General features: G+C 64.0%; 10 protein-coding genes. 4 read left to right on the top strand and 6 right to left on the bottom strand.

Translation table 11 applies throughout. The annotated features are described in order from the left end of the window. Window positions 1-80: 80 nt before the first annotated feature. The 5 genes from EOA19_RS25180 to EOA19_RS25160 form a co-directional block, all read right to left on the bottom strand. Entirely contained in the window at window positions 81-926 is an 846-nt protein-coding gene (locus EOA19_RS25180; RefSeq protein WP_127328023.1) for a fumarylacetoacetate hydrolase family protein, read from the bottom strand. 218 nt (window positions 927-1,144) lie between these two features. After that, entirely contained in the window at window positions 1,145-1,876 is a 732-nt protein-coding gene (locus tag EOA19_RS25175; protein ID WP_128305132.1) for an SDR family oxidoreductase, read from the bottom strand. A gap of 186 nt (window positions 1,877-2,062) precedes the next feature. Beyond that, window positions 2,063-4,435, bottom strand: a complete 2,373-nt coding sequence (locus EOA19_RS25170; protein WP_128305131.1) for an aldehyde dehydrogenase family protein — start codon at window positions 4,433-4,435, stop codon at window positions 2,063-2,065. Between the two features lie 71 nt (window positions 4,436-4,506). Further along, the gene (gene deoC / locus EOA19_RS25165; protein WP_127380899.1) at window positions 4,507-5,556 is read right to left on the bottom strand and encodes a deoxyribose-phosphate aldolase; all 1,050 of its coding nucleotides are present in this window, start codon (window positions 5,554-5,556) and stop codon (window positions 4,507-4,509) included. A gap of 153 nt (window positions 5,557-5,709) precedes the next feature. Continuing rightward, window positions 5,710-6,537, bottom strand: a complete 828-nt coding sequence (locus EOA19_RS25160; RefSeq protein ID WP_128305130.1) for a ferredoxin--NADP reductase — start codon at window positions 6,535-6,537, stop codon at window positions 5,710-5,712. A gap of 221 nt (window positions 6,538-6,758) precedes the next feature. Here EOA19_RS25160 and EOA19_RS25155 point away from each other — a divergent pair, with 221 nt between their 5' ends. The 4 genes from EOA19_RS25155 (at window position 6,759) to EOA19_RS25140 (ending at window position 12,688) form a co-directional block, all read left to right on the top strand. Then, window positions 6,759-8,843: a hydantoinase/oxoprolinase family protein gene (locus EOA19_RS25155; RefSeq protein WP_128305129.1), complete on the top strand. Its 2,085-nt coding sequence runs from the start codon at window positions 6,759-6,761 to the stop codon at window positions 8,841-8,843. A 1-nt stretch (window position 8,844) separates the two neighbouring features. Then, a complete protein-coding gene (locus EOA19_RS25150) occupies window positions 8,845-10,602 on the top strand; it encodes a hydantoinase B/oxoprolinase family protein (RefSeq protein ID WP_128305128.1) in 1,758 nt (585 codons plus the stop codon). Between the two features lie 124 nt (window positions 10,603-10,726). Next, window positions 10,727-11,503 carry an ABC transporter substrate-binding protein gene (locus EOA19_RS25145; protein ID WP_128305127.1) on the top strand — a complete coding sequence of 259 codons (777 nt, stop codon included), beginning with the start codon at window positions 10,727-10,729 and terminating at the stop codon, window positions 11,501-11,503. 69 nt (window positions 11,504-11,572) lie between these two features. Beyond that, entirely contained in the window at window positions 11,573-12,688 is a 1,116-nt protein-coding gene (locus EOA19_RS25140; protein WP_245486308.1) for an aminomethyltransferase family protein, read from the top strand. A gap of 88 nt (window positions 12,689-12,776) precedes the next feature. Here EOA19_RS25140 and hpaR read toward each other — a convergent pair whose 3' ends face one another. Further along, window positions 12,777-13,172 carry a homoprotocatechuate degradation operon regulator HpaR gene (hpaR, locus tag EOA19_RS25135; RefSeq protein ID WP_245486306.1) on the bottom strand — a complete coding sequence of 132 codons (396 nt, stop codon included), beginning with the start codon at window positions 13,170-13,172 and terminating at the stop codon, window positions 12,777-12,779. Window positions 13,173-13,339: the final 167 nt, after the last annotated feature.

The following is a 13,339-nucleotide window of genomic DNA, read 5'->3' as shown; positions in this document are numbered from 1 at the left end:
CGATCGACGGGGTAGAGGAAAGGCGCGAAACCGCCCCTTCCTCTTCTCATTCCAGAGACACAAGGAGAGAACAGAGAAGCCTACACGTCAGCCTTGAACGTCTGCTTCTGCTGCCCCAAGCCTTCAATGCCGAGCTCCACCACATCGCCTGCCTTCAAAAACACCGGCGGCTTCATGCCGAGGCCAACGCCGGGCGGGGTGCCGGTGGAGATAATGTCGCCGGGGTGCAGCGACATGAACTGGCTGAGATAGGACACCAGATACTTTACGCCGTAGACCATGGTCTTGGTCGAGCCGTTCTGCATCGTCTTGCCGTTGACGGTCAGCCACATTTTGAGGTTCTGCGGATCGGCTACCTCGTCCTTGGTCACCAACCACGGGCCGGTCGGGCCGAACGTGTCGCAGGACTTGCCCTTGGTCCACTGGCCCTGGCGCTCGGCCTGGAAGGCGCGTTCGGAGACATCGTGGGCAACGCTATAGCCGGCGACATAGTCGAGCGCATCGGCCTCGCTGACATACTTGGCGGTTTTGCCGATGATTACGGCCAGTTCGACTTCCCAGTCGGTCTTCTCCGAGCCGCGGGGGATCAGCACGTCGTCATCCGGCCCGACAATGGCCGAGCTTGCCTTCATGAAAATGATCGGCTCCGGCGGCACGGTGGCGCCGGTTTCGGCGGCATGGTCGGAATAGTTGAGGCCGATGCAGATGAACTTGCCGGTGCCGGCAACGCAGGCGCCGAGGCGCGGGCTGCCGGAAACCGCCGGCAGCGACTTCGGATCGAGCTTGGCCAGTGCCGCCAGCGATGCCGGATCGAGCGTCTTGCCACCGATGTCGGTGACGTGAGCGGAGAGATCACGGATCGTTCCATCCGCATCGAGCAGGCCGGGACGTTCGCTTCCCACCTCGCCATAGCGCAGCAGTTTCATCTAAATCCTTCTCCTGATTGCGGCCTCGTGGCCTTTTGCAAACTTTCCGCCAAGGCGATTGCGCCTTCAAGGAACCGGCGGACCGTACCCATCGACCTGACTACGGACAAGCGCGATCGCCATACAAGATAGCCGGCGCGCGGGATTTTCAGACTCTTCGATCCCCTGTCAAACGCCGGGAAAGGGCCAGATCGTCCGGCTCGGCAAGATTTCCGCAGTCAGATCGACCAGCCGCCATCGATATTGTAGGCCTGCCCTGACGTATAGGTGGCGCCGGCCAAATAGACGGCGAGATCCGCGATCTCCTCCGGCGTGCCGAGCCGGCCCATCGGCTGGCGGGCGATGAAGGCGGCGCGGGCGGCATCGTAGTCGCCTTGCGCGTGCATGCGGTCCTGCAGCGACGGGCTCTCGACCGTGCCGGGGCAGATGGCGTTGCAGCGTATACCCTTGCCGACATAGTCGGCGGCGATCGCCTTGGTCAGGCCGATGACGGCGGCCTTGGTCAGGCCATAGACGAAGCGGTTGGGCACGCCCTTGGTTGAACTGGCCAGCGAGGCCATGTTGATGATCGATCCGTCGCCGCGTTCCAGCATGCCGGGCAGCACGGCCCGGCTGGTGCGGATCATGGCGCGAACATTGAGGTTCAGCGCGAAATCGAGATCGGCTTCCTTCATCTCGAGGATCGAGCCCGAATGGACGAAACCGGCGCAATTGAACAGCACGTCGACAACGCCGATCTCGGCAAAGGCGGCGTTGACGGCTTCGTCGTTGAGTACGTCCAGCTTGCGGGTCTTGATCCCCGGCGTCCTGGCGAGTTCCGCCAGCAGTGCCTCGTTGATGTCGGTGGCGTGGACGATGGCGCCAGCTTTTGCGAACGCCAGTGCGCTCGCCTTGCCGATGCCTTGCGCCGCTGCCGTGACGACAACGACCTTGCCTGCCAGATCCGCCATGCTGTTCTCCTCGTCCGCTGGGATAGTCCGGGTCTACCTGCGGCTGGCCAAGGCGTCATGTGCCAGTCACGCGTGATCGTGCAGCCTGCGCCGCTGACCGTTCACTGATAAAGATGTTTTTTCTCGTTAAAGAACATCTGTCCATGCGTCAAGCCCGAACACGATCTCGACAGCACCGGCGGGACATCAATCGCCGTAAGGCACCCAGACATTCTTGACCTCGACGGCGCGGCGCAGGAAGGCGTCGCCGGCGGCTTCGTCGGATGCCCAGTCGAGGCTGCGGCCATTGCCGCTCCAGACGCGCTTGAGGTTGCCGATGGACTCTGCCTCCGCCTTGGCGCAGGTCTCTGCGTCGGCGAACACCCAGAGCCCGTCGACATCGTCATGCTTGGCCAGCACGCCGGCAAGTTCGGCGCTGCGGCCGGTGACGATGTTGATGGCGCCTGAGGGAATGTCGGAATATTCGATGACCTGGTAGAGATCGGTGGCCAGCAGCGGGTAGCGCTCCGACGGCACCGCAACCACGGTGTTGCCCATGGCCAGCGCCGGTGCGACCAGCGAGATCAGACCGAGCAGCGGCGAGCTATCGGGGGCGACGATGCCGACGACGCCGACCGGTTCATGAAGCGCCAGCGTCACGGCACGCGCCGGCGGCTGGTGCACGCGGCCCTCGAACTTGTCGGCCAGACCGGCATAGAGGAACAGCCGTTCGAGGGACTGTTCCACCTCTTCCCGCGCGGCCTTGGGCGTAGCGCCGGTCAATTCGGTGAGACGGGCGGCGAACTCGCCGGCACGGCCGGAAAGATTCTCGGCCAGATAATAGAGCACCTGGGACCTGTTATAGGCGGTCGCCTCCGGCCAGGCCTTGGCACCGCGGGCGGCAGAGACGGCATCGCGGATATCCTTGCGGCTGCCGAGCCCAACTTCGCCGGCAAGCTTGCCCTTGGCGGTGGCGATGGCGAGCGAATAATTGCCGTCCGGCCGAACCTGCTTGCCGCCGATGAACAGCTTTGCGGTGCGGTCGATTGCCGAGCCGTCGGCCTGCTCGACCGGCTGTGCGGAGGTCGTCGCCGGCTTGATGACCGGGCCGAGCGGCAGCTTTGCCGTGAGATATTCGAACATGCCCTCGCGCCCGCCCTCGCGGCCGAAACCGCTCTCGCGGTAGCCGCCGAAGCCGCAGGCGGCGTCGAACATGTTGGTGCCGTTGACCCAGACCACGCCGGCCTTCAATTGCGGCGCGACGTGCAAAGCAAGGTTGACGTTCTCGCTCCACACCGAGGCGGCGAGCCCGTAGCGCGTGTTGTTGGCTAGCTCGATCGCTTCCTCGGTGTTGCGGAAGGTCATGGTCGCCAGAACAGGGCCGAACACCTCTTCTTGTGCCAATATGTTAGCCGGCGAAACACCTGTGGCGAGCGTCGGCAGATGGTAGTAGCCGGAAGACGGCAGCGCCGCATCCGGCTGCCAGCAGACGGCGCCCTGCCTGGCACCTTCGGCAACCAGGCCCTTGACGCGGTCAAGCTGGGTCAAGTCGACCAGCGGGCCGATATCGGTGTTCTTGTCGAGCGGGCTGCCGACGCGCAGCCGGCTCATCCGCGTCTTGACCTTGGCGATCAGGGCGTCGGCTATGCCTTCCTGCACCAGCAGGCGCGAGCCGGCACAGCAGACCTGGCCCTGGTTGAACCAGATACCATCGACCAGGCCTTCGACGGCGCTGTCGAGATCGGCATCCTCGAAGACGATGAAGGCCGACTTGCCGCCAAGTTCCAGCGACAGTTTCTTGCCCGAGCCGGCGGTCGCCTTGCGAATGATTTTGCCGACCTCGGAAGAGCCGGTGAAGGCGATCTTCTGGACGCCGGGATGGTTGACGATGGCGACGCCGGCCTCAGGGCCGCCCTGCACGATGTTGACGACGCCTTTCGGCACGCCGGCGCGCTCGCAGATCTCAGCAAACAGGATTGATGTCAGCGGCGTGAACTCGGCCGGCTTCAGCACCACGGTGCAGCCGGCGGCGAGCGCCGGCGCGATCTTCCAGGCCAGCATCAGCAGCGGAAAGTTCCACGGGATGATCTGGCCGACCACGCCGACACCCCTGTGGCCGGGGAAATCCTTGTCCAGCGCCTGCGCCCAACCGGCATGGTGTATGAAGTGGCGGATCGCCAGCGGCACGTCGATGTCGCGGCTTTCGCGGATCGGCTTGCCATTGTCGATGGTCTCCAGCACCGCGAACAGGCGCTGGTGACGCTGCATGGCGCGGCCGATGGCATAAAGCACCTTGGCGCGCTGATAACCCGAGGCTGCCGACCACTTCGGCAGCGCCTTGCTGGCCGCCGCAACCGCCGCGTCGATGTCGACGGCGTTGGCGTCGGATACGTTGGCCAGCAGCTTGCCGGAAGACGGCTCGCTGGTTTCGAAAGTCTTGCCGCCGGACGCGGCTTTCCAGTCGCCGCCGATGAACAGCGCCCTGCCGAAATCGCGCGCGGCAAGCCAGGCGTCGGCCTCGTTGCGGGCTTCCGGCGCCGGGCCGTATTCCATGGCGTGGTATCGGTCGAGAATGTTCATTGGGCGCCTCCTTCACCCTCCCACTTGTGGGAGGGTCGATCGGCTTGCCGATCGGGGTGGGGGTAAATCTCTCAAGCCATCGCGTGGCGATGATTGGCCGAATAGTGTCCCGTCAGATGGTGCTCGAGCTGGCGCTCGATGTCGGTCAAGAGGCTCGACGCGCCGAAGCGGAACAGGTCTGGCTCCAGCCATGGCCGGCCGAGCTCTTCCTTCATCAGCACCAGCCAGTCGAGCGAGGCCTTGGCCGTGGATATGCCGCCGGCCGGCTTGAAGCCGATGAGATAGCCGGTTTCCTCGAAATAGGCCCTGATGGCGCGCACCATGGCGAGGCCGACGGGCAGCGTCGCGTTGACGCTTTCCTTGCCGGTCGAGGTCTTGATGAAATCGGCGCCCGCCATCATCGCCACCATCGAGGCCAGCATGACGTTGCGCAGCGTTGCGAGGTCGCCGGTGCCGAGGATGACCTTCAGATGCGCGTCACCGCAAGCGGCGCGCATCGAGACGATCTCGTTGTAAAGCTCCCGCCACTTGGCCCCGAACACCAGGCCGCGCGGGATGACGACGTCGATCTCGTCGGCGCCGTCGCGGACCGAGGCCTCGATCTCCTGCAGGCGGGTCGACAGCGGCGTAAGGCCATGCGGGAAGGCGGTGGAAACGGCGGCGACATGGATGCCGGTGCCGCGCACCGCATCGACGGCGGTGGCAACGAAGGGATGGTAGACGCAGACGGCGGCCGGGCGGATGGTTTCACCCGATATGCCAAGGCCCTCGACGATGTCGCGGCGGAACGGATTGATCGCCTTGGCGCAGAGCCGGCGCACGCGCTCCTCGGTATCGTTGGAATTCAGCGTCGTCAAATCCATGCAGGCGACGGCGCGCAGCAGCCAGGCCGCCTGGTTGTCGGCCTTTATAGAGCGCCGCTTGGTCAAGCTGGCGACGCGCCGTTCCAGCGCCGAGCGGTTGACGCTGCGCACCGATTCCATGAAGCCGAGATCGAGCTTCATGCCGGGATTGCGCGCAATGCGATGGTCCGGTGGAACGGCTGTGTTGGCGGCGGCACGCGCCGGCAGCGGCGTCACCTTGGACGAGCCGACATCGGCTTCGCGGATTGTGCTGCTCATCTCCTGCCCTTTCATTCAGCGACGTGTGCCGAAGATAGCCCGTGAAGTCGTACTTCACGAGTCCTGCAGACGGTGATATCCGAAAAAGGCGGCGAAAGCAGCAGTTTTTGACCGTATGGTCAAAAACGCAGACTTCGAGATGTCAGGTGCGGCTCAGCCGACGAAAGCGCGCTCGACCACGAAAGTCGCCGGGTGGCTCAGCGAACCTTCCTCGAAGCCGAGGCTTTCGGCCAGTTCCTTGACGTCCTTCAGCATATGCATCGAGCCGCAGATCATGATGCGGTCGGTTTCCGGGCTGAGCTTGTCGATGCCGAGATCGCTGTAGAACTTGCCGGAGCCGATCAGCGCGGTGATGCGGCCCATGCGCGCTGAGTCCTCGCGGGTCGTTGAATTGTAGAGCGTGACGCGCCCAGTGGTCAGTTCGCCGATCAGCGGGTCGCTTTCCAACGCCGCGACCAGCTCCTGGCCGTAGGTGAGTTCCGCATTGTCGCGGCAGGTATGGGTCAGGATCAGCTGATCGAATTTCTCGTAGGTGTCGGGGTCGCGCAGCAGGCTGGCGAAAGGTGCGATGCCGGTGCCGGTCGAGATCATGAACAGCCGCTTGGCCGGCGTCAGCGCGTCGACCACCAGCGTGCCGGTCGACTTCTGGCGCATGATAACCGTATCGCCGACCTGGATCTTCTGCAGTTCGGAGGTCAGCGGACCGTCCGGCACCTTGATCGAGAAGAATTCCAGCTCCTCGTCCCAGGCCGGGCTCGCCACCGAATAGGCGCGGTACACCGGCTTCTCGGCATTGGGCAGGCCGATCATGACGAACTCGCCGGAGCGGAAGCGCAGCGACTGCGGACGGGTGATGCGGAACGAGAACAGCCGATCGGTATAGTGCTTCACCGAGACGACGGTTTCGGCATAGACGTTGGCCGGAATCGGGAACTGCAGCGGTCGGGCGCCGGCGGTGTTGAGAGCGGATGTGGTGTTCATCAAATCCAACCTTCTGGCCCCAACCGTGGACGCGGGCGCCAAACTTTCACCTGCACGCCCGGACCATTCAGATCCCGGCGGGCTGTTCGCACACTGCAAAGCGGCAAGCTCTTGTGTCCGGAATTTATTAGTATACAAACGATATTTGCGTCAAGATGCTCCCTTAAAACAGCTTTCCAAACTGGCGCATATCCGTAGTCCGCGCATTTCGGGTTTCGACGATGGAAGAGAATATTTCGGCGCAAGCGCTCAATTCCCGGGGAAATGTCGTCGCCGGTATCGATGTCGGCGGCACCTTCACCGACCTGCTCCTGATCGACGGAAGCGACGGCGGCCGGGTGTATCTGGCCAAGACGCCGACCACGGTGGACAACCAGGCTTTCGGTGTGGTTTCGGCACTCGGCGCCACCGGATTTGCCATCGATAGCATCGACCTCATCGTGCATGGCACGACCACCACCACCAATGCGGTGCTCGAACGCCGGCTGGCGAAAACCGGCATGATCACCACGCGCGGTTTTCGCGACGTGATCGAACTGGGCCGGCGCACGCGGCCGCAGGCCTATGGCATGACCGGCAGCTTCGTGCCGATCATTCCGCGCAATCTCAGGCTCGAAGTCTCGGAGCGCGTCGAAGCATCGGGCGCGGTGCGCACGCCGCTCGACGAGACCGAGATGCGCGACGCAGTGCAGACGCTGATAGCGGCCGGTTGCGAATCCCTGGTCATCCATTTCCTGCATTCCTACGCCAACCCGGCACATGAGCGGCGCGCCGTCGAAATCGCCACCGAACTCTGGCCGAACGGCTACATCACGGCAGGCCATGCGCTGCTGTCGGAAGCGCGCGAATTCGAACGCGGCGTGACCGCTTCGGTCAACGCCTCAGTGCAGCCGATCCTCGAGCGCTATGTCGAGCGGCTGCGCAAGGAATTGGCCGCCAAAGGCTATGCCCGCGACTTCCTGATCATGAACGGCAATGGCGGCATGATCTCGGCCCGCTTCGTCACACGTGAATCGGCCAAGACGGTCATGTCCGGCCCGGCCTCGGGCGTCATCGCCGCCGCCTATACGGGAAAACGCGCCGGCTTCGAAAATCTCGTCACCTATGACATGGGCGGCACCTCGACCGACGTGGCGCTGATCCGCAATGCCGAGCCGGCAGTCTCGAACGAGATCGAGATCGAATATGCGATGCCGATCCATGTGCCGATGGTGGCGGTGCACACGGTCGGCGCCGGCGGCGGCTCGATCGCCCGCGTCGATGCGGCCGGCCTGATCCAGATCGGCCCGGAAAGTGCCGGCGCCAATCCCGGCCCGATCTGCTACGGACGCGGCGGCCTCGAGCCGGCCATTACCGACGCCAATCTGGTGCTCGGCCGGCTGGCGCCGAAGAAGCTGCTGGCGGTCCAAAATCCCGTCACATCAGAGCGCGTCACCGGCATTTTCGAAGACAAGATAGGCAAGGCGACCGGCCTGTCCGGCGTCGAGGCGGCGGGCGCGGTGCTGCGGCTCGGCAACATGAAGATGGCGGGCGCCATCCGCATGGTCTCGGTGTCGCGCGGCCATGACCCTCGTGATTTCGCGCTGTTCGCCTTTGGCGGCGCCGGCCCGCTGCACGCAACGGCCCTGGCGCGCGAACTCGGCCTGCCCCGGGTGCTGGTACCGGCGCGTCCGGGCATCACCAACGCACTCGGCTGCGTCGTCGCTGACCTGCGCCATGATTTCGTCAACACCGTCAACCAGCCGGTGGCGGTGCTCGACGAAACACAGCTTCGCACCGTATTGGAACGGCACCGGAACGAAGGCGAGGAGCTGATCGGCAAGGAAGCGGTGAAGCCGGAGACGATCCGCGTCACGCACTCCGCCGACATGCAGTTCGTCGGCCAGACCCACATCATCAACGTGCCGCTGCCGTCCTCATCGGTGACGCGGGCAACGCTGCAGCAGCTTTTCGAAAAGGCCTATTTTGCCCGCTTCAAGGTAGAGCTTCCGGAAATCCGCGCCAACCTCGTCAATCTCAACACCTCGGTGACGGGCGTCCGCCCGTCGATAGACCTGTCGCGCCTGATCGACCCGGCTGGGCGCGCAACAACGCTCGACGAGGCGCGGCGCGAGATCCGGCCGGTCTGGTACAGCGGACGCTGGCACGACACGCCGGTATACGCGCGCGAAAAACTGCCGCTCGACGCTGAAATCGAAGGGCCGGCGATCCTCGAACAGATGGACGCCACCACCGTGCTCGAGCCCGGCGACCGCGCACGCAGCGACGCCGACGGCAACATCATCATCGACATTGGCGAGGCCTGAGATGCCAAATCTTGATGGGGCAAAGCTCGACGCCATCACCCTTTCGGTCCTGCAGGCGGCACTGCAGCAGGTCTGCGACGAGATGGACCTGACCTTCTCGCGCGCCGCCTTCTCGCCTGTCATCGCCGAGGCCAATGACCGTTCCGACGGCATCTATTCGGCCGTCGATGGTTCGCTGATCGCGCAAGGCAGCCAGGGCCTGCCGGTGTTCGTCGGCGTCATGCAATATTCGACCAGGACGGTGATCGAGATGATCGCCGATGGCCGCTGCTTGGCCCCGGAACCAGGCGACATCTACATCGTCAACGATCCCTATCTCGGCGGCACGCATCTGATGGATGTGCGCTTTGCCATGCCGGTCTACCGGGACGGCAAGATTTTCTGCTGGCTGTCCAATACCGGCCATTGGCCCGACATTGGCGGCTCGGTGCCGGGCGGATTTTCAGCCTCGGCGACTGCCGTGGAGCAGGAAGGCCTGCGACTGCCGCCCGTAAAACTGTTCAAGAAGGGCGTGCTCGATCCGGAGATCTACGCCATCATCTGCTCCAACATCCGTGTCGCCGACCAGCGCATCGGCGACATCCGCGCCCAGGCTGCGGCACTGCTGATTGGTCAGGACAGGCTCAATGGGATCCTGGATCGTTACGGTGATGAAACGGTTGTCGAGGCGATCGCCGAACTGCGCCGCCGCGCGGCCGAGCAGATGCGCGCCAACATCTCAGCCATTCCCGACGGCACCTACCATTCCAAGGCGTTTGTCGATTCCGATGGGGTGGTCAACGAGCCGCTGACCATCGCGCTCGCGGTGGAGAAACAGGGCAATACGCTGACCTTCGATTTCACCGGCTCGTCAAAGCCCTGCGCCGGGCCGATGAACAGTGTGCTGGCGACGACCTTGTCGTCGGTCTATCTCGCCATGCGCCACATTTTCCCTGATGTGCCGATCAGCGCCGGTGCCTTCGAACCGCTTGAAGTCAAGCGGCCGGAAGGCACTTTCCTCGACGCCAGATATCCACGCCCGGTCTCGGGCTGCGCGGCTGAAGTGTCGCAGCGCATCGCCGAAGCGGTGTTCGCGGCCATGGTGCAGGCGTTGCCGGACAAGGTGACGGCGGCGCCCGCCGGCTCCAGCGGCAATTTCGCGCTCGGCGGCAACGACCCGGCGCGCGGTCGCGATTACGTCATGTACCAGATCTCCGGCGGCGGTTACGGCGGAAATTCAGGCCATGACGGACTGACCAATGGCTGCTCGACCATCGGCATTTCCAAATCGCCGCCGGTCGAGATCATGGAGCAGGCATTCCCGGTGCTCTACCGCCACTATGCCTTGCGCGAAGGTTCAGGCGGCGCCGGCAAGCATCGCGGCGGTTTCGGCCTCGCCTATGAGGTCGAAATCCTGCGCGGTGACGCCCGTGCTTCTTTCGTCATGGATCACGGCCGTTTCGGCCCCCAAGGCGCACTCGGCGGCAGGGATGGCGCGGTCAACATGGTGACCGTCTTCCGCAATGGCGAGGAACATGTGCCGCTGCACCTTTCGAAGGAGCAGGACATTGCGCTCAAGGCCGGTGACCGCGTGCGCGTCGGCACGCCGGGCGGCGGCGGCTACGGCGATCCGCTGCAGCGCGATCCGGATCTGGTGCTGCGCGACGTGGCGCTGGGATATTACACATCAGAAGAAGCCGCCGAAAAGTTTGGCGTTGTCCTCTCGGCCGGGGAGTTGGCCATCGACCGGACGGCGACCAACAAGCAGCGCGCCGGGTAACGCACCACCGATCGCCTGGCCTGGATCGCCCGCCGCGCCGTGATCGGCGCATGACATGTCGTTTCCGTCTCCGCCACACGCCTGGAAGACCGTAGACTTCCCGCTTTCAACGGGGAACTCGAACATGCGTCTTTTCGGTCGTTTCGTGCTTGCCGCTTCCGTCGCTCTCACCCTTGCCACGGGCGCCGCCTCCGCCCAGGACAAAAAACTCAGGATCGGCACCGAGGGCGCCTATCCGCCCTTCAATTACGCCAGTGCCGACGGCACGCTGGGCGGCTTCGACATCGACTTGGGGAAGGCGCTGTGCGCGCAGATGAAGGCCGAGTGCGAATTCAGCGTGCAGGATTTCGATGGTTCCATACCGGCGCTGCAGGCCGGCAAGTTCGACGCCATCATCAACATCACCATCACGCCGGAGCGGGCCGAGAAGGTCGAGTTCACCCACAAATACTACCAGACGCCGCCGGCCATCGCCGTACCGAAGGATTCGACCATATCAGGCACCTCGCCGGACAATCTGAAAGGCAAGGCGCTCGGCGTGCAGACCGCGACTATCCACCAGAAATTCGCCGACCAGAAATATGCAGGCTCGACGGTCAAGGCCTATCCGACGGGCGACGATGCCCGCACCGACATGGCCAATGGCCGCCTCGACGCGATGATGGACGGCTCGATCATCCTGACCGAGTGGTTGAAGAAGCCAGACGGCGCCTGCTGCAAGCTGCTCGGCACGCTGACGGCCGATCCGGCCATACACGGCCCCGGCGTCGGCATCGCCCTGCAGAAGGGCAACAAGGAGTTGGCCGACAAGCTCAATGCGGCCATCGACGCGCTGCGCGCCAATGGCAAGTACAAGGAAATCAACGACAAATACTTTTCCTTCGACGTCTACGGCAGCTGAGAACGACAACAGATGCCTTCCGGCAGCGCTGCCTGGCGCTGCCGTTTTTCTTGAACGATGGAGACTTCCTTGGCTGAGCGGCGTTCCCCTTTCTACAGCAGCATCGTCGGGCTGGGCGCGACCATGGGTCGTGTCGGGGGCGATTTCATCTCGGCCAAAACTTATTCCGGCATTGCCGACGAGCACCTGAACACCCGCAGGAATGTCGGCGTGCAGGATCTCAGCACGATGGGCAAGATGGATATCAAGGGGCCGGAGGCCGAGGCGCTGGTCAACCATGTCGTCGTCAATAATGCCGCTGCCATGAAACCGGGCCAGGTCCGCTATTCCACGGTCTGCCGCGAGGATGGCGGCATCATGGACGACCTCACCGTGTTTCGGTTGGGCCCGGAGCACTTCATGCTGGTGACCGGCTCGGTCAACCGCCTGAAGATGCTGCCCTGGCTGCAGCATCACGCTCAGGGCCGCAAGGCCTATGTCACCGACATCACGGCGGCCATCGCCTTCCCGACCATCCAGGGTCCGCGCTCGCGCGAACTGCTGAAAGCGTTGATCGCGGATGCCGATCTGGATGGACTGAAGCGCTGGTCGTTCACGTCGGGCCATATCAACGGCACGAGAGTACTGATCTCGCGCACCGGCGTCACCGGCGAACTCGGCTTCGAACTGTTCGTGCCGGCCGACGAGGCGGCCTCTCTCTGGGACGCGCTGATGCGCACCGGCCGTGACTTTGGCCTGAAACCCTATGGCGTGCTGGCGATGTTCACGCTGGGCCTGGAAAAGGCCTATCCGGCGCACGGCATCGACATGGACGAGACCCGCACCCCGTTCCATGTCGGCCTCGACCGCTGGATCAAGTTCGACAAGGGCGATTTCATCGGCCGCGAAGCTTTGCTCAAGGTTCGCGACAAGGGCCTCGACGAGCAATGGGTCGGACTGATCCTCGACGGCGACAAGCCGGCCGCGGCCGATGCCAGGATTCTGGCCGATGGCGAGGACGCCGGCATCGTCACCTACAGCGAGCACGGCTATTCCCTCGGCAAGGTGCTGGCCACCGCGCATCTGCGGCTGCCCTTCACGGCTGTCGGCACCGAATTGAGCATTGATATCGGTGGTAAGCCGACGCGTGCGGTGGTGGCTCCGATACCGTTCTTCGATCCGGAAGGGGCGAGGTTGCGAGGTTAGCTGACCCCCATCGGGTGTTTCGGCCATTTTCAAGGTATGCGGGCCGTCAACCAAGCGACCGTCGAAACTTCTGAGGTAGCCGGAACGATCAGCTCTCGCCGTCGATCAGCGTCTCCAGCAGATCGAGCAACTGCTCGAGCTTTTCGTGGCCGAATCGCTGTTCGATGTCGTCATAAATGACGCGACGCTCCGGCGACAGGGTGTCGATCAGGGCGGAACCGGCGGGCGCAATGGTTAGAACGACGCGGCGGCCGTCGCCTTCGGCCTTGTTGCGGGTGATGAATTTGCGGCCCTCGAGCGCCTTGATGATGCGCGTCAGGCTGGGCGGCAAAACCGAGGCGCGGTCGGCAAGCTCGGTCGCCTCGACCGGGCCGGCTTCGCTGAGCACACGCAGCACGCGCCATTGCTGTTCGGTCACGTCATGCGCCGCAAGCATCGGCCGAAACCGCGCCATCACCGCTTCGCGGGCATGAAGCAGCGCCATTGGCAGAGAACGACGGGTGTTTTCAGGCAGCAAGAAAAAGAGCCTCCCACGCTTGCGATCGAAAACAGGCCTTCCCTCAGCCGAATCCGCCTGCCAGGGCCCGTTCCTGCCATCCCGTATCGTTGCGCCAAGGCCGATGCAAGACTTGACTTCGTCGGCGTTGCATG

Origin of the sequence: Mesorhizobium sp. M7A.F.Ca.US.010.02.1.1, from assembly GCF_004023085.1 — a bacterium.
Lineage (GTDB): Bacteria > Pseudomonadota > Alphaproteobacteria > Rhizobiales > Rhizobiaceae > Mesorhizobium.
The sequence above is the reverse complement of the archived record's forward strand: the minus strand, read 5'-3'. Positions and strand labels throughout refer to the sequence as shown.